This window comes from Paenibacillus hexagrammi (genome assembly GCF_021513275.1).
GTDB lineage: Bacteria > Bacillota > Bacilli > Paenibacillales > NBRC-103111 > Paenibacillus_E > Paenibacillus_E hexagrammi.
On sequence record NZ_CP090978.1, the window covers coordinates 2974617 to 2993548 of the forward strand.

Annotated in this window: 12 protein-coding genes and 1 pseudogene; 4 read left to right on the forward strand and 9 right to left on the reverse strand. The window is 42.1% G+C overall.

Annotated features, from left to right (window positions below; all coding sequences use genetic code 11):
- Positions 1–217: 217 nt before the first annotated feature.
- Both L0M14_RS13315 and L0M14_RS13320 read right to left on the reverse strand, forming a co-directional pair.
- A complete protein-coding gene (locus L0M14_RS13315) occupies positions 218–2467 on the reverse strand; it encodes a DEAD/DEAH box helicase (RefSeq protein WP_235122525.1) in 2250 nt (749 codons plus the stop codon).
- Between the two features lie 147 nt (positions 2468–2614).
- On the reverse strand, positions 2615–2872 hold the full coding sequence (locus L0M14_RS13320) for a hypothetical protein (RefSeq protein ID WP_235122526.1): 258 nt from the start codon (positions 2870–2872) through the stop codon (positions 2615–2617).
- A 135-nt stretch (positions 2873–3007) separates the two neighbouring features.
- On the opposite strand from L0M14_RS13320, the gene L0M14_RS13325 reads away from it, so the two are divergent.
- Positions 3008–3607: a nitroreductase family protein gene (locus tag L0M14_RS13325; RefSeq protein WP_235122527.1), complete on the forward strand. Its 600-nt coding sequence runs from the start codon at positions 3008–3010 to the stop codon at positions 3605–3607.
- 146 nt (positions 3608–3753) lie between these two features.
- On the opposite strand, the gene pilO is transcribed toward L0M14_RS13325, so the two are convergent.
- The 7 genes and pseudogenes from pilO to L0M14_RS13360 form a co-directional block, all read right to left on the reverse strand.
- Positions 3754–4539 (reverse strand): type 4a pilus biogenesis protein PilO, encoded by a 786-nt coding sequence (pilO, locus tag L0M14_RS13330; RefSeq protein WP_235122528.1) that lies wholly within the window; start codon positions 4537–4539, stop codon positions 3754–3756.
- Positions 4540–4591: 52 nt separating this feature from the next.
- Entirely contained in the window at positions 4592–5917 is a 1326-nt protein-coding gene (gene pilM / locus L0M14_RS13335; RefSeq protein WP_235122529.1) for a pilus assembly protein PilM, read from the reverse strand.
- 21 nt (positions 5918–5938) lie between these two features.
- Positions 5939–6691 carry a prepilin peptidase gene (locus tag L0M14_RS13340; protein WP_235122530.1) on the reverse strand — a complete coding sequence of 251 codons (753 nt, stop codon included), beginning with the start codon at positions 6689–6691 and terminating at the stop codon, positions 5939–5941.
- Positions 6692–6763: 72 nt separating this feature from the next.
- Positions 6764–7297: a prepilin-type N-terminal cleavage/methylation domain-containing protein gene (locus tag L0M14_RS13345; RefSeq protein ID WP_235122531.1), complete on the reverse strand. Its 534-nt coding sequence runs from the start codon at positions 7295–7297 to the stop codon at positions 6764–6766.
- A 43-nt stretch (positions 7298–7340) separates the two neighbouring features.
- Positions 7341–8549 carry a type II secretion system F family protein gene (locus L0M14_RS13350; RefSeq protein ID WP_235122532.1) on the reverse strand — a complete coding sequence of 403 codons (1209 nt, stop codon included), beginning with the start codon at positions 8547–8549 and terminating at the stop codon, positions 7341–7343.
- Positions 8549–9602: pseudogene (locus L0M14_RS13355) on the reverse strand (type IV pilus twitching motility protein PilT). The gene L0M14_RS13350 and the pseudogene L0M14_RS13355 overlap by 1 nt, the downstream one beginning before the upstream one ends.
- An 18-nt stretch (positions 9603–9620) precedes the next feature.
- Positions 9621–11285 carry a GspE/PulE family protein gene (locus tag L0M14_RS13360; RefSeq protein ID WP_235122533.1) on the reverse strand — a complete coding sequence of 555 codons (1665 nt, stop codon included), beginning with the start codon at positions 11283–11285 and terminating at the stop codon, positions 9621–9623.
- Between the two features lie 664 nt (positions 11286–11949).
- Between L0M14_RS13360 and L0M14_RS13365 the strand changes: the two genes are divergently transcribed.
- From L0M14_RS13365 to L0M14_RS13375, 3 genes are read left to right on the forward strand one after another with little or no spacing between them, the layout of a single operon-like run.
- The gene (locus tag L0M14_RS13365) at positions 11950–12210 is read left to right on the forward strand and encodes a fascin domain-containing protein (protein ID WP_235122534.1); all 261 of its coding nucleotides are present in this window, start codon (positions 11950–11952) and stop codon (positions 12208–12210) included.
- The gene (locus L0M14_RS13370; protein WP_235122535.1) at positions 12188–15604 is read left to right on the forward strand and encodes an Ig-like domain-containing protein; all 3417 of its coding nucleotides are present in this window, start codon (positions 12188–12190) and stop codon (positions 15602–15604) included. Before L0M14_RS13365 ends, L0M14_RS13370 begins: the two co-directional genes overlap by 23 nt.
- The gene (locus L0M14_RS13375; protein WP_235122536.1) at positions 15601–18897 is read left to right on the forward strand and encodes an Ig-like domain-containing protein; all 3297 of its coding nucleotides are present in this window, start codon (positions 15601–15603) and stop codon (positions 18895–18897) included. The genes L0M14_RS13370 and L0M14_RS13375 overlap by 4 nt, the downstream gene beginning before the upstream one ends.
- The last annotated feature ends 35 nt before the right edge of the window (positions 18898–18932 follow it).

Below are 18932 nucleotides of genomic sequence, written 5' to 3' on the forward strand. Positions count from 1 at the left end.
CCCCGGACGCGGGCAGCTGGGGTTCTGCTGCCCCTGGCGTGGGCAGCGGGGGTTCTGCTGCTGCCCCTGGCGTGGGCAGCATGGCTTCTACAGCTGCCCCTGGCGTGGGCAGCGGGGCCTCTGCTGCTGCCCCTGGCGCAGGCAGCGGGGCTTCTGTCGCCTCCGACTTGCGGAGGCGTTTTAGTTTGTCGCGGAGCCCGCTCATAGGGCACCTCCTTTACAGCTCATCCAGCAGTTCCAAACTCTTGAGCTTCGCGTTGATTCCTTCAATTTCTGATCCGATGCAGGATGGACAGCCGTCGTCACATGGACACCGGCGAATTAAACTCTTAGCTGCAGCTTTGATGTCATCGAAGCGTCGAAACACATCCTCGGCAAGTCCGATCCCACCGGGATAATGGTCATATAAAAAAATAGTAGGCAGCTGCGTATGCGCCGCTTTGATCTGCGAGACCACGTGAATATCATTGCGGTCACACATCACATGAATGGGTACAATGTGCCGCAGTACATTTGCGATCCCTAACAAAAGCTGCTCAAGCAGCTTGGTGCCCACGGCGGGATCTACTATTTTAAGTTCCAGCCACGCAGCACTCGTATGAAGTTCTTCCTCCGGTAGATGAATCTGTCCATATCCCACATTTTCAAATGTCGTCAGCTTGATTTTCTTGAAAATCGTCGGCATCATATTCACAGCGACATCCCCATAATGGATGGCTGTAGTCCGTCTGCTAAGCGTCTTATCAATTTCCAATACCTTCAATTGAACAGCCAAATTTGCATCCGTATAGTACTCAACATCAACCTCGCGGACATACGCCTTCTTATGCTCCCAATCGAGCTTCTCGACCTGATATTGCACACCTTCGTGCAAATAGATCGCCTCATCATGCAGGAGCGTCATCGCACTGAATCGGTCCATTTCACCGATAATCCTGACATTGGCGATATCGGATTGATCGACAATGACGACATTTTCCTGCGATGCGGATCGAAGGCTAATATTGCTTGCGGGGAAGGACTGGTTCGCCCAGAAAAACTTATCCCCGTTATGATGCAGCACCTTCTCTTCCACCAGATACTCCATAATGTCCAGCACATCTAACGGGCCAAATTCTTCCCTCTCTTGAAAAGGCAGCTCATACGCGGCGCATTTCAAATGATCGACCAGAATGATCAAATTCTCAGGATTGATTCTTGCGGATTCCGGTGAACGTTCAAAGAAATAGTCAGGATTCTGAACAACATACTGATCGATCGGTGTGGAGCTGGCCACCATGAGAATAAGTGCTTCTCCATGCCTTCGTCCTGCACGTCCTGCCTGCTGCCAGGTGCTTGCAACGCTTCCCGGATAACCGGTCATAATACAAACCTGCAGCTGCCCGATGTCGACTCCGAGCTCCAAGGCGTTTGTGCTGACTACACCTAGGATTTCACCTTCCCTGAGACCACGCTCAATTTCTCTCCGCTGTTTGGGCAAATACCCGCCACGGTATCCACGAATCGACTTGGCTCCGATATCATGTTTCACTAGCTCCTGGATATGGCTTAGAATAATTTCCACTCTTACTCTGCTTCTGGCAAAAACAATCGTCTGAATCTTATTTTTCAGAAATTCTTTGGCTAGACTGTTCACTTCCACCGTCGCACTTTTTCGAATGTTCAACGGCTTGTTTACGATCGGGGGGTTGTAAAAAACAAAATGCTTCCGGCCGCGCGGAGCACCGTTATCGTTAATCAACCTCATCGGACTTCCTGTCAGCTGTTCGGCCAATTCCTTGGGATTCGCTATCGTGGCAGAAGTACAAATAAAGACGGGATTACTTCCGTAAAACTTGCATATACGTTTCAACCGACGGATCACATTGGCAACATGGCTTCCAAAAACACCCCGATAGGTATGAAGCTCATCAATAACGATATATTTTAAATTCTCAAACAAGCTGACCCACTTGGTATGATGAGGCAAAATTGCGGAATGCAGCATGTCCGGATTGGTGATGACAATGTGTCCTGCCGTTCGCACGATTTGGCGAATCGCGGGAGACGTGTCTCCGTCGTAGGTGAAGCTTTTTATATCAATACCCATTTCCTGAATGATTTCATTGAGTTCACTCTTTTGATCCTGCGCCAAAGCCTTAGTTGGAAACAAATACAGTGCACGGCTTGTTGCATCCTGAGCAACCGCCTGCAAAACAGGCAAATTGTAGCATAGCGTCTTACCTGATGCCGTAGGGGTAACGGCTACCATGCTTTCACCTTTTTGCAACGTTTCGTACGCTGTATGCTGATGGGAATACAACTCCGAGATGCCGCGTTTCTGCAGGGCCGCCTTAATTCTCTCGTCTACCGAATCCGGAATCGGCTTCGTCCTTGCATCCTGCGGCTCAAGCTCATGCCAATGGATGATATTCTCATTCCCTCGCAGCTCATGGATCAAATCTGCTAATTGCTTCTTTTTGAACATGGTTCCACCTCGCTAGTTCCTATCTCTAGTTTAGCGAATATTTGTTCTTATGACTAGACATTCCATACAAGTTTCACATAAAAAAAGACGGCTTTTCTTGGAAAAGCACGATTACTTGTCGTGCCTTCCAGTTGGCCGTCCTTGCTCCTATCCCGTTTGGCGGGAATCATTGGTAAAGGGGATGTTTCTACATGAGGTCAGATGAATCATCATAGTCATATCGGATTCCGTCATGACCTGCCGTGGCTGTCTGCGTATGCTGAACCAACGCTTGCTTCGCGCTCTCTTGAAGCTTGAACAGCACTTCTTTATAATCTCTAGCCTGGCGGGGTTTCCACTGTCGTGCTTGATGGCCGAACGAAGAGCGCTCTCGATGATCGCGATATCGTGGCTTGTGAACTCCATTGTTGTCGACACCTCTTTTTAAAGCATGATTTCATAACTTCTATCTTAACCCATTCCAAGCAGAATCATACTATTCGTATATTTCTTTCAACTGGGATAAAATACAAGAGAGATGAATTTTAGGAGGAACCTGACATGAGTAGCTTGCCACCAGAAATCGAAACCCACCGCCAACCCGACCATGAAATTAATCCGCAATTTCTTACCCGCTGGTCTCCACGATCCTTTACGGATCAAGAGGTGACCGATGATGTGTTATTCAGCCTGTTTGAAGCAGCCCGTTGGGCGCCGTCTGGGGGCAACATGCAGCCGTGGCGCTTTATTATCGCCCGAAATCCAGAAGATCGCGCCTCCTTTCATTCTTTCATCGTTCCCGGCAATCGCGAATGGTGCGAGAAAGCCCCCGTACTGGCCCTGGTGCTTTCCCATAAACTGACTGCTAACGGAAACCCTAACACTTCGCATACGTTTGACGCGGGTACAGCTTGGGGCTATCTAGCTTTGGAAGCTGATAATCAAGGACTTATTACGCACGCTATGGGCGGATTCGATAAGCAAAAAGCAAGAGAAACACTGCAAGTGCCGGAAGAATACGATTTGCACGCCGTCATCGCGATTGGCTACCGTGGGGCTGTCGATGCTCTGGATCCTAAGTTCCATGAGAGAGAAGTGCCTTCGGCTCGAGTTCCTTTACATCAGTTGCTCTTTGAAGGTGCATTTGGTAAAACGATGTAAATTACATATTCATGCTCCAGCTGCACGCTTTGTCATACATAATGGTAAAATCACGAATATAAGTAGAAAAGTATGGCGAAGCAAGGAGTTTGTCCTTAACAAAAAGTCCCCACTGCAAGAAAGCATTCGGGGACTTTAAATCGTAACTAAAATGGCAAAACAACTTGATCTACTTTGTCCTTATACGAAGGATCAAAATATGCTGTAAATGTTAAACTTACCGTTAGCTTTCTGCTTGAATCTTTAGGCAGATTTCCAAAATTAACAGTATTCACAGTGATTAATCTTGGAAGCTTTTGCAACTGGGTGATGGCTTCAATAATCTCATCATAAGATCCCCCAACAGACGTTGTGACTTTAACTTCCTTTACAGATGAATTTACGGCAGCTTTAGCGGTAGTCTTAGCGCCTTGCTGCATGTTATTGTTGTCACTGACGGAGTAGGAAATTGAAGTAAATGCTACTTTGGTATTCTTCTTAATAGATTCTAGATCCAGAGTCAATTGCTCTACATTATCCCACAGCGGAAGAGCATCCTGAACTTCTTTCATTGACGAACTTCCTTGCTGTGTATTTTCACTAATTTTCTTATTTAAAAGCTGCAATTGCTTATTTACTGTATCCATTTCAGCCTTTTGTGAACTTATCTTATCATTCGAAGGCGCAAGTAAAAGATAGTAAAATGCAAACAAAACAAGAAATAGGATTACTACACTAAGGGAGGATGAGCGTCTGTGAATTATTATTTTTTGACATCCAATTCCTCCCCCTTCCTTTACCTCTGCTTGCTTCTTGCTATTTGTATCATTCGCGGCTTCCTCTTTTTTGAATAGAATGGAGTAAGTAGCCAGATATCTCTTGTCCATGGAAATTGATGCTGTAGAATCTGAGCTTGTATTATTCGTGCCCGTTTCTGTGATAGATTGCATCATCGCATTCTCTCCAAAGGGAGCCTTCGCAGAATCATATAGGTACCTAGCTGCATCATTCAATTCTGAGGAATATGACCGTTAGTGAAATTTGACTATCAGCAGAATAAGCTAATGTATTTAACTGAGCATCGACCGGGAGTGGTTTTTTCAAGTCATTAATGATTTGCACCACATCTTTTTGACTGGCTCGCATTGCTTGAATAAACGTCCCAGGATCCGAAGCCTGCTTGGTAGGATTCTTGGTAAGCTTCCCTTCTGCAACTGTCTTCGCTTGATTCAATTGTGTCAGCCTTTGAGTGTTTAGTGAAATCTCAGAGCGGTTATTCATATAGGTGTATGATGTTATTCCAATCCCCGCAACCCATATAATTAGCAGACCACCCAGCACGATAAATTTAATCTTAGTCTCTGTTTTCACAGTAGGCAGCAAATTAATACGTTGGGTTTGCTTATTTAACATGGATAGTCCTGTCGCTACCCTAAAATCATTTGCATTAAGAGCTGCTGAATCTTCCTTTGAGAACACACTAAAATCAACAGATTTTACATCCAACTCCGTTAAGGTAAGCTGGAGCTCTTTAGCTAATTGATTCCTACCTTCGCCCGTTCCGGTTACCAGGATATTAGCAATTCGACTATTGCCTTCTTGAATACTGTATTGATAAAAGCTAAGCATCCTCGATAACTCAGCGATAATTTCGCCGATCTGATCGCCTGTAAGCTCATTATCTTGCGTTGCACCTTGATCAAATAACGTTATAGTTCGCATAAAAATGGGATTCCCATTTTGAAACATGTAGACTTCAATTATCGAATGATCCAAACTAATCAGCATCGTCTCGGCGAAATGCTCTTCTTGAAAGGCCGCAATGGATCTAGCCAGTGAAGTGGCAGAAATCTCAGCTGCCCGTACGTGGAGCCCTGCATCTTCAAGCACTTTCACATAGCTAAGGATGAGTTTCTTGGGAGCAGCAAAGACTAGAACCTGTGTACTTTCGTCGTCATGACTGATTTTAATAAAATCGTAAACAGGATCTTCAAATGGTAGTCGAAGCGCTGTCTCAACTTCCAATTCCACCAGCTGACGAAGTTCGTGTGCTTTGATACTTGGAATTCTCATTTTACGGATAATGATTTGAGAAGTAGGGATAGATAGTGTTGCCGTTGCTCCTTTCAACTTCTCTTGTTTGACCCACGCTTTTAGTTGAAGGCTCAGCGACTCGGCATTAATAATTTGATCTTCTTCAATCATCCCTTCAGGTATTGGAAGATGACCATACTTTCCGATTTCCCACGATTTTTTCTTCTTTATGGTAACATAACGCACACCCGTTTGATCAATCGTGATCCCGATTCGTTTTGAGCCTAAATCGAACATAAGTACACCACACCTTGCTATCTAAATAGTGATAAATACGAATCTATCATGATCGAACCATAACCATAGGAAAGCAAGATGCCCGCAGCCAAATATGGGCCAAATGGTATCGGTTGTTTTTTTCTTCGTTATTTTTAGCAGTAATAATCCTCCGCCTACGACGGTTCCGATGAAGCATGCTATGACAAATGCTAGAACAATATGAGGCAAGCCTACAACAAAACCGCAGACAAACAGAAGCTTGGCATCTCCCATCCCCATACCACCTTTTGATATTAAAACAATAAGCACAACAATTACATAACCGGCAATAGCTCCAAGCAGGTAACTCCACCAAGCTTGTTCATGAATGATCATTCGAAAAACTAGAACAAAAGGTAAAAAAGCCAACAAAACTTTATCCGGAATTAACATGTAAAATAAATCAGATATCGTAATAATCACAAGCAAGCTTACTAACGCTAACCCAATAACGGTCTCCCAATGATTACCGAAATGTAGGTAAATCCAAAGAAAAAGTAAAGCTGAGGTTAGCTCTCCTAACGGATAAATCGGTGACACCTTTGTCTTACAATATCGACAGCGACCAAGCGAAAATAAATAACTAACGACTGGAAACAAATCCCTAGTCTTAAGTCTTGTACCACATTTCGGACACGCTGAAGGTGGATGTACGATCGATTTTTTCTCAGGCACTCTTAGTGCCACCACGTTGAAAAATGAGCCTAGAACAAGACCAAGCAGAAAAATATAAACAGAGATTAAGATCGTCATGTGTTTGGTCTCTTTCGTTGGATTTTAAAAAAGGAATCGGAATGAACCGATTCCTTTCTCCACCATAGTATTTTATCTGTTTACTGGTGTTACCGCCCCTGTACCTGCCGAGATTACATCAGCACTAAATGTCCAGGTTTGTCCAGAGCCCGCTCCACCTGTACCAGTTTGAATTACAACACTGGTTAATGTACCATTAGCATCAAAATTCACCTGTCCACCAGTAATTACATTATTAACACTAGGCATAGTAATATTATTTTGCAAATATCCTCCGGTCATGAGGCCTAAACCATCTTCTGCATCATCAGCAGACAAAGCTGCAGTATTAGTTCCTGGTGCGTATGCCACACCTGCTGTTCCATGAATTGGAACAGTCTCGAAAACAAAATCCGCATGATTTTCAGATGTTAAAAATAACCTTGCAGCTTCAGAAATTTGACGAGCAGTAGCTATATCTGCATTATTTCTAGATCTTTGAATAATTCCATTAATTAGAGGAACAGCAATTGCTGCAATAATTGCTAAAATTACAATAACAGCAAGTAACTCAATTAGTGTAAATCCTTTTTCATCTTTATTTATTTTTTTCAAAATCTGTTTCATATTGAATCCTCCTAGTTATTTCTAAATAATGTATTAGTAGTAACTACCCAAAATTTGCGTACATTTTAAACATAGGAACCATAATTGCAGCAACTATCGTACCTATAACAGTTGCTAAAAAAACAAGCAGTAATGGTTCTAATAATGATTTCAAGCGATCTACAGTATTTTCAACATCCATTTCATAAAAGTCTGCAACTTTTTCTAACATTTGGTCAAGTGATCCTGTTTCCTCTCCGATTGCAATCATTTGAGTAACTAGCGGCGGAAACACCCATGCTTGACGCAATGGCTCTGATAGTGGATTTCCTTGACGAAGAGAATCTGCAGAATTTTTTATAAAATCACCAATTACTTTATTTCCTACTATTTCTTCAACAATATTTAACGATTGTAATATAGGTACAGAACTAGAGTATAAAGAAGCAAGCGTTCTTGTCATCTGTGCCAAAGCACCTTTTTGCTTCAGTTTCCCAAATATAGGAATTTTCAATTTAATGTAGTCTATCCAATAAGCTCCACGATTTGTTCTTTTGGCGCTCAGATAGAATACAACTAGTGAAATACATCCAATTACCCATAGTAACCATTGTGATTGAATACTATTACTTAACTTCAATACTATTCTTGTTACCATAGGTAGCTCAGCATTCATTGAAGCAAAAATATTAACAAACTGAGGGACAACTGATTTTAATAGATATACACTCGCACCTATAGCCAGCACCCCAACGACAATCGGATAAGTCATCGCTGACTTAATCTTCTCCGTCGTCACATGCTCCTTCTCAAAAAACTTCGCTAGCCGCTCCAGCGTCCCTTCCAAATCTCCTGTTTCTTCACCGGCACGAATCATGTTCGTAAACATGGGCGGGAAAATCTTCTTATGTTCAAGGACAGATTGGGAAAATGGGACCCCTTTTGACAAATTGGAGGCAACCTGCGTTAAAGCTTTCTTTAAAGGCTTACTTTCGGTTTGCGCCGCTAGAATGTTAGTAGCTTCGACGATATTTACGCCAGCTCGTATAAGTGTTGCGAATTGTCTGCAATACACAATGAAGTGGATCGTCTTCACAGGATTTCCGATGTAAATATCCGTCTTCAAAGCCTTGAACTGCTCTTCTTTAACAGATAGTACAACGTAGCCCTTCCTACGAAGCTCTTCAACCGCTGAAGACTTGTCCGATGCAGCTAATCTTCCCTTTAGCGTCTTACCTGAGCTGCTTCGAACATCATATACAAAATCAGGCATTAGATGCCACCGCCCTCAGCCAAGTAAGCTCTTGCTGCAAGGGGATCAATGAGTCCCTGCTGCATTTGCTCCTTAATTGACATCTCTAGCGAATGCATACCGAGATTTCGTCCTGTTTGCATGATGCTTTTGATCTGATGTATTTTCTCTGAACGGATCAAATTGGCGACGGCAGGAGTATTGATCATGATTTCCGTGGCGCATGTTCTCCCCTGCCCTCCGGGCTTCGGAAACAATCGTTGTGAAATGACACTTACAAGCACAGCTGCCAGTTGCACTCGAATCTGTCCCTGCTGATGAGCAGGAAATGCATCAATAATCCTGTCAATTGTCTGAGGTGCATCTGTTGTATGAAGTGTCGCAAACACAAGGTGTCCGGTCTCAGCTGCAGTAACTGCTGCAGAAATAGTTTCCAAATCACGCATTTCGCCAACGAGAATCACGTCAGGGTCTTGACGCAGTGCCGCTCTTAATCCATTGGAAAAGCTCTTCGTGTCACTCCCCACTTCACGTTGATCAATAATCGAGGAAGCATGACTATGTAAGAATTCGATAGGATCTTCGAGGGTGACAATATGCTTCTTTTCTTTGCGATTAATGAAATCAATCAACGCAGCCAGGGTTGAAGATTTACCGCTGCCAGTCGGTCCTGTCACAAGTACAAGCCCCTGTGGTTTTAATGCAAGCGAACTGATGATTGACGGAAGCTGTAGCTGCTCCAGTGACGGAATTTTCGAAGGAATGGTTCGAATCGCACACCCTCACACGATTTCGCTGTCTATATGCATTAACACGATATCGCGAAATGCCTTCCAGTTCATAGGAAAAATCTAATTCACCAGCTTGATTAAATCTCTCAATCTGATCTGCAGTTAACATTGCCTCAGCCATAGATCGAGTGTCATTTGCACTCAAAAGCTCTGTCCCAACTTGTTGTAAGCTTCCATGTACACGTAAAACTGGTGTAGAGCCAACAGAGAGATGCAAGTCAGATGCTTTGATTTCATGTGCTTTTCGAAGCAACCCTTCAATCCTCAACAACGCTTCAGTCATCGTTTACCTCCTCTCCTCTTAGTGAGCGACTGTCTCTCGAATTACTTCCTGCAGGGTCGTAATCCCTTTGGTCACTTTATCAATGCCATCATCCAAAAGCTGGATCATGCCTTGCTCCATGGCAGCTTGACGCAAATCATGTACGGAGGCTGTGTCACTAATCAATTGACGCATCCGGTCATTGACAACAAGCACTTCATGAATGGCTACCCTGCCGCGGTAACCTGTTCGGTTACATGCTCCACAGCCCGCCCCTTTATGGAGTTTATCGGCTTCAATTCCGCGATTTTGCATGAAAATAATTTCCTGCTCGGTTGGCGAATATGCCGTCTTACATTCGTTACAAATTCTTCGAACCAGACGCTGCGCGACGACTCCAATCAGTGATGAAGCTATTAGATACGGCTCAACTCCCATATCCCGAAAACGAGTAATCGTACTCACAGAATCGTTGGTATGGAGCGTTGATAATACCATGTGCCCAGTTAGTGAAGCACGAATAGCGATTTCGGCTGTTTCCGCATCCCTGATCTCTCCGACCATCACAATATTAGGATCCTGCCGTAAAATGGAACGAAGTCCCGCCGCAAAGGTAAGCCCTATCGTTGAGTTAACATGCACTTGGTTAATGCCCTCAAGCTGGTACTCAACGGGATCTTCAATGGTGATGATATTGGCATTTTCTTGATTTAAATGATTGAGTGCGGAGTACAGTGTGGTTGTTTTTCCGCTTCCTGTTGGTCCCGTAATAAGGATAATTCCGTATGGCTGCTCAATCATTCCTTTAAACTCATCAATGTTATGACGATTAAACCCCAATTGATCGATTGGTTTGACTCCTGTTGATAAATCGAGAATTCGCAGAACGATTTTCTCACCATGTATAGTAGGAAGCGAAGAAACCCGAATATCAACATGCTTGTGATCAACCATCATCTTAATCCGACCATCTTGAGGCAGCCTGCGTTCTGCGATATTAAGCTTGGCCATAATTTTTAACCTCGCTGTAATAAAGCCTTGCATTTGCTTAGGTATGACCCTTTCATTCCGCAAATGACCATCGATCCGATACCGTATTACGAGATTCGCCTCACCAGGATCCACATGAATATCCGACACACGCAATTGCACTGCTTGCTGGATCATTTGGTTGACCAGACGAACAATCGGTGAATCTTCATCCGTAATTTCGGTTTCTTTAATGTCATCCGTGGTGGGCATATCCGTCATCATCTGACTCATGGAATCTTGTAGTCCATAGTGGCGTGCGATAGCTCTTTGAAGCTCATCTCGGCTAGATATAGCCGGTTCGATCCGAAAGCCCGTACTCATTCGCATTTCTTCGATAGCGAAATAATCCAGGGGATCCGCCATGGCTACCATCAGCTTGCCGCCTTCTTTATGAAGAGGGATGGCTTGATAGCGTCTTGCCATGCTTTCAGGGATGATTTTTGTGATTTCAGGATCTATCTGATACTTAAACAAGCTAACATGCGGAATGCCTAATTGAAATTCCAGCACTTCGATTAATTGCTGCTCTGTAATATATCCTTGGGTGATTAATAGATCCCCTAGCTTTTGCTTGGTCTTGCTTTGCTCCTTCAGTGCTTCTTGTAACTGATCTTCAGAAATAATTCCGCTCTCGACCAATAAATCGCCTAATCTCTTCCTTACAAGAGCCATCACGTGTCAACTCCATCGTTTGAATCTAGCAACAATACAATAGGTAAATGTACCTACTATTCATGAGACTATATACCCGGTTTCCGTTACAATTAAGATATATTATACAGTTCCGGCTCCATTTTGTATATAATTTCACAGATTTGATCATCTTCGAGCTAGTCACTTTCCTAATTCGACTTTCTCAACAAGCAATTCTATGTCGAATAGTCAAATTCCTTTTAAAAACATAACTTGATTTTATGTAAATTTCGTCAATTTCCTAACATTGTTCTAATTTTTTTTCGATATAATGTACACAAAGTGTATATTTCACCATGCAAAAAGTAGTAAAATAGTCTTATACCAATAAGACAAGGTATTGATTAATAGGAGGAGAAAACATGCACAATTCAAAACAAAAAAAGATCAGTCTCATGCTGATCGTATCCTTACTGCCTCTCTGTTTGGTTTTGCCGGGATTCCCCTAGCACAGCGCTAGCCGATGCCGCCGCCACGATGACCATCGCATTAAAATCAAAGGCCACTGATATGTATGTTACAACATCTAATGGAACCAATTCATTGAAGGCAAATGTTACTTCCGCTGGTACTAACGAGTTCTTTGATATGTATCTACAAAGCGATGGAAGATATGCAATGAAATCAAAAGCCAGCGGCAACTTTGCTGACTGCAGGCAACAGCCAGAATAGCGCGTTGGTTCCTAATAAAGATGATCTTAATGACGCTGAATTGTTTGAAATCATATATAACGGTGACGGAACTATTTCATTGAAAACCACATCTTCAAGAACGAATGAGTCATTTTATGTTCATGTTGAATCAAATCAACTTAACAAACCGATTAAAGCGAATAGCGCAAGGACTTATGGAGATGAAGAAAAATTCTATCTGAATTTCTTTGATTTTTACGAAACCGATTAAAGTATTAGAAATCAAAGATATCGAAAAGCCTTCGAGCGGATCTGATCCAACTGATGTAACGTCAGATTTGAAGAGTTTATTTCTGAACAACAATTTCATTCAGATTGAAACCATGAGCATGAAAAAGTTTGTTTCGCTTCGTGAGGAACTTGACGGGAAATATGACGCTATCTATTTTGGAAAGAGCTTATTTAACCCGGAACATCCTGTAGATAAGCCAAGTAATACTTCAGACCAAGCTCCACTGAATACCAGATATCTCGAGAATGATATAACCAATCTAAAAGCTAATGAAATTACAAGCGCTTATATCAACAAAGGACTTCCTGTTATTGTGTTCAGTGACAGCAATACAGATAACATAAGTAATAATAAGCGCGGGGCTATATATCAAGGCAAGATTTCTAATGGAAATTGGGTGCAAAACAGAGGTAAACTGTATAATCTATTCAAACCGTATTACCCATCTGTCAAAGACAATGTTATCTTTGTAAATACATCCGATATAAGTTCGTTAGATTCATTTTTGTCAAAGACAAATTTGTATGTCCGAGGTAATGTTCGCCCACAGCTTACAATGACGAATACACCTTATAATTATTCCACAAGTAGTTTAAGAAATGATCCTTTTAACGAAAGTTCTACTGCGTACAATCAACAAATTTATCATTCTGGAGATACGCTTAATTTTGATTTTAAAGTTACCAATGTAAAGAATATTGACCAACGCAACCTAGTAGCAAATCTATACATTGGTAAAGATAGCGTGCTTGCCTATGATGCAACTCAACTCGTAGATTCCGTACCAGTGAAATCATTAACAAATAACAGACTTAAGTTCACGCTGCCACATGGATACTCTGGTCTTTATTATTATAAAATCGAGTTAGTTGACCAAACGAGTGTAGGAAAATTAAAGGATATTTATACCGGCGTATTTCGACTTCAGGATCAAGCTCCTGTAATTAAGGTCCTTCAGGTCATCCCGAAGAGTCAAAAGAGCCAACAAACAAGTAGCTTATTGAAGTCTTCTAACCTTAATCAAAGCTATTTAAAAACGAAGGACTATGACATCCAAATTACTGTAACGGATTTTGAGACTTTCAATCAGACTGGCTATCAAACTTTGAATAGTATCTATGACATGTTGATCTTCGGATTTAATGATGACTATAACAAAACTTCTCGGGACTTCGGTGTAGAAGCCGCCCAAGCGATTGAGCAATTTATACAAACCGGTCAGGGTGTAATGTTTACGCATGACACGATACATAACAGTGGACCAATGTGGCTCACTTATTTCAAAGATGATACCGGACAAACAGGAGTTAACACAGAGTTTGGTAGAAATGCAAAATCGACATCTACCAAAACCAAAAAAGTCAATGAAGGCTTGCTGACACAGTTCCCGTTCTACATTAGTGACCTTACACCAACGGTTGCAGAGACCCACAGCCAAAACTTCGGACTAGACCTAGAAGACCCTAAAGTAGTTCCATGGTATACAATTGATAACAGCCTTCGAGACACTGATGACAGCTGGTACCATTATTACACGTATTCCAAAGGCAACGTAACGTACTCTGGTACAGGTCATTTATTTATTGACACAAGCCTTCGCAGCGGCGGAAGCTTTCCTGATTGGGAACAAAAATTATTAGTCAACACAATGTATCGGGCATTTATTGGTTCTAATCATAAGCCAACTTTAGAAATTCTTTCTCCTGAGCCATTTTCAAGTTCAGCTAGAAACTACATCGCTTCAAGCAGCGACATATCCGTTAGCTACAAGGCAGATGATCTAGACTTAACTGATAAGGATGTCACAACATCTATCGCATTTAAATATAAAAACAGCAATGGCTCAGATATTACTCAAACTGTATTGGATAATTTCAACTCACCTAAAGGTGAAACAATTAATAAAACATTCAGCAACCCATTAGCTGCCAGCGGTGGTGATCTTACTATCGTGGTTTCTACGAAAGATGCAAGTGGTGCGATGGAAGTAAAAGAAGTGGCTGTGAAGGTCTTATCCTCAACCCAATTAACACCGAATCGCAACATATCTTCCGAAAAAGTTGAGAAAAATGGTATCGTCACCTTGAGCTATTCGATTGACCCAACTGCTAGAAATTATAGCGCCGCCGTAGATGCAAATGATCTTACGATTACAGGTCTTCACTTTAAAGAGAAGTTTCCTGCAAATCTAGATATCATTTCTATTCCATCTGGGTTTACTAGATCAGGTTCTTTATCATCAGGTTTTACTTTAGAAGGAAACTTGCAAGACATTCCTTATAAAAAAGTCGGAAATAAGTTTGTTGCAGATAGTTCAACGTTTACAATCACGGTGAGACCGACAAAGAATGGCGACTACTCGCTCTCTAACTCGAATTTATCATACAACGACTATACTAGCGGCCAGCAAAATGTATTATTTAGCAACAAAGTAATAACAGCCTATACGAAGCTCACGTCCCTTGCTTTGTCTAATGTAACCATCGCAAAGGGCGACAAAACTAAGCTGCTGCCAACCTACGCACCAGACGATGCAACTTATCACAATAACGAGCATTTCACTTGGTCCTCAGATGCTCCTAGCATTGTGACAGTAAATAGTAATGGAGAAATTACAGGTGTGTCTGCGGGAACTGCCAAAGTGACAGCGACAGCGAATGACGGAAGTGGACTTCGAGCTACAGCTACTGTATCTGTTATTCAACCTGGACTTAACATAACTGGACCTACCGAAGTAGCAGTTAATGCAAGCATTCAGTTGCAAGCTGCCCTGGTAACAGCCAATGAAAAAGTCACTTCAATTCAATGGACTTCTTCGGATCCAACAATTGCATCATTTACAGACGGCAACAAAATTACAGGCGTTCTTGCTGGTTTGAACCCTGGAGAAGTGACAATCTCTTTAAGCATCCAAACTGATCAGGGTCATACTTATTCAGCAACTTACACAGTAAATGTCGTCAAACCATTAACGACTTTGAGCTTACAAGACAAGGTAATACGAGTTAACGAAACATCGGTATTGAGCCCTACGTTTGCTCCACTAGATGCGACGAATACTAGGTTTACTTGGAATTCAAGTGATGCGAGTACTGTTACAGTTGATAGTAATGGTAACATCAAAGGTTTGAAAACAGGCCAAGCAACCATTACAGTAAGTGCCACTGATAGCAGCGGATTGGTTGGAAAAGCTGTTGTAACAGTGAAACAGCCTACTTTCATAGTAACAGGACCCTCTTTACTAGCAGTCGGAGGATCGAACATCACCCTAGAAGGCTTATTGGACACCGCTAATGAAACGGCTACAATCGTAGATTGGAACGTTTCAGATGATGATCAGAAAAAGCCGGATTTGCTTATAACGGTGATATGAAAAGAACTCTGACAGGATTGTATCCAGGAACTGTAACTGGCACAGTGAAAGTAACAACAGACAAGGGCAACGAATATTCCAGCTCGTTCACTGTTAACGTGTATGCTCCTTTAACATCATTGGGTATCACAGACAAGAAGATTCGAGATGACGAATTGGGTACTATCATCCCTGCATTCGCTCCAACCTTTGCAAGCAATACACAGTTCAATTGGAGCTCTACGAATCGCAATGTAGTGGATATTGATTCAAACGGAAAAATCATTAAGCTTAGTCCAGGTACTTCTTCCATTACTATTGTTTCAACAGATGGTACAAATTTAACAAGTACTGCAAATTACACGGTTATTCATCCGAATGTCACAGTAAATGGTTCTACATCAGCTAACATAAACATGCCATTTACTCTTGAAGCTTTATTAAATACGGTAAACGAAAATCAAAAATCGGTAACTTGGAATCTTAGTGACTCTAAAATTACAACGACACCGGACGGTGATAATAAGTTAATTGTTACTGGTAAACAGAAAGGAACGGTCACTGGTAGCGTAACGATCACAACAGATAAGGATCATTCATACACCACTCCTATTACCGTAGCGTTCACAATCATTCCTGTAAGCTCTGTATCTATCGATGATGCAACGATTAGAACTGGTGAAACAGTCTCACTGCCAACTGTGGTCTTGCCTAATGATGCGAGCATCCCTCAACTGGAGTGGGAATCGAATCATCCAGAAATCGTGAGTGTGGACTCGAATGGAAATATTGTCGGCAATGCTGCTGGTGAAGCTATCATTACTACTAGGTCAACAGATGGTACAAACACAGTTGATACGGCAGTTGTGACAGTAGTACAACCTACCCTATCAATAAACGGTCCGACTCGATTAGACGTTGGTGGGGCAACTATTACACTATCCGCGGACCTTCGGACTACGAATGAAACTCCTGTTACCTATGAATGGGATGTACCACTCGAAGAACAAAGAAAAGCAAGCTTTATCACCGACGGTGATTCCAAGAGAATACTTGCAGGATTACTTCCAGGTACGGTAAGAGGAACTGTAAAAGTAACAACAGACAAGGGCAATGATTATTCCAGTTCATTCACTGTAGAGGTGTATGCTCCATTAACATCATTAGGTATCACAGACAAGAAAATTCGAGATGATGAATTGGGTACGATCATTCCTGATTTCGCTCCAACCTTTGCAAGCAACACACAGTTTAATTGGAGCTCTACGAATCGCAATGTAGTGGACATGGATTCGAATGGAAAAATCATTAAGCTTAGTCCAGGTACTTCTTCCGTTACTGTATCTTCAACAGATGGTACAAATTTATCAAGCACAGCGAATTACACGGTTATTCATCCGAGTGTCACAGTAAATGGATCTACATCAGTTAACATCAACACTCCATTTACTCTAGAAGCTATATTAGATACAGTAAACGAAAATCAAAAATCGGTAACTTGGAATCTTAGCGACTCTAAAGTTACAACGACTCCGGACGGTGATAATAAGTTAATTGTTACTGGTAAACAGAAAGGAACGGTCACTGGTAGCGTAACGATCACAACAGATAAGGATCATTCATACACCACTCCTATTACCGTAGCGCTCACAATCATTCCTGTAAGCTCTGTATCTATCGATGATGCAACGATTAGAACTGGTGAAACAGTCTCACTGCCAACTGTGGTCTTGCCTAATGATGCAAGCATCCCTCAACTGGAGTGGGAATCGAATCATCCAGAAATCGTGAGTGTGGACTCGAATGGAAATATTGTCGGCAATGCTGCTGGTGAAGCTATCATTACTGCTAGGTCAACAGATGGAAGCAACAAAACAGATACAGCTAAAGTAGTAGTCATTCAACCTAGCTTTACTATTGAGGGAGCAAAACCGCTTCAAATCGGCGGACCAGATATCACTCTAGAAGCAAAGCTTGATTCAGTGAATGAAGTGATTACAACAGTGACATGGGACGTATCCGATGAAGATAAAACCGAGGCGTTATTTAGAACTGATGGTGATTCTAAACGAATCTTGACGGGGAATAAGCCAGGTGAAGTCCAAGGAACAGTGACTCTTAAAACGGATAAAAATGAATACAAAGCATCATTTGATCTAACTGTGTTCTCCTTGACTTTGCCGGATACGAGAGTTGATCTTAACAAAACTCAAACGATTGTACCTGACATTCAACCAAACGGCGCTATCGGCGACAGCTTTAAGTGGGAAATCACCCCTTCCGATAATTCGATAGCTAGCCTAGTGAGTGACGGAAAAGTTAAAGGAAATGCGGTTGGAACAGCTACAGTCAAGATTACATCTTTGCAGGATCCAGCTTGGACTGCATCGGCCAATGTTACTGTCATTCAACCAGGTATTATCATTAATCCAGTAGATCCAACTGATCCCGAGGATCAAACAAATGGACTAAATATTGATGGCAGTTATACGGTAAACGTAGGTGAGAAAATCACATTACAAGCGAACCTTGATACTGCAAATGAGCACGCTGAAGCCGCTACATGGATGATTCCAGCAAATGATTATCTCTCTGCTAATGAGAATTCGGACAACCAAGTTGAAATTGAAGGTAAGTCTGTAGGGCAAGTCATGGGATCGGTAACCATTTCTACGGATGAGCATGACTACACCAAACAATTCACAATTAACGTAATTAATCCCGTCCAATCAGTAGATATAGTTAGAAGTGGTATCGATGAAGAAGACACCAATCAAACGATTTCCATTCTGAAGGGCAGCTCCGTAGATCTGACTGCAAAAATCACACGATCGGATGCGACCCATGATGGCTTCCACTGGTTTATTATTCAGGAAGGAACAACAGGTGAAGCGTCATTCAATACTACGTACCAACAAGATGTAACCCTAACCACCTCAAAGAAAGGAACCATCGTCGTTCAAGTGTTGGTAGGTGGTAAATCTGATACTAGAAAAATTGAAGTTACTCAGAATTTGACAGACATCAATTTACCTGAAGGGCCTATTCGCCTAACTGTCGGAACCAACAATGACACCTATGATCTAGGTAATGAATTGCAGGTCTCCCCTGAAAACAGTTGGAAAGATGAGTTCATGTCTGATTTTGTTTGGTCATCTGATGATCAAACAATTGCCACTGTAGATCACCAAGGAAATGTTAAGGCTCATGCAAAAGGAGCTACAACAATTCGAGTCAAATACACAGATGGAGATGCTGTATTAGAAGACACTGTCAGAGTTATTGTTTCACAGCAATTTGAAAACAGATATTAATCTATGGTCACCCGTTTCTTACAACGGGTGACTTT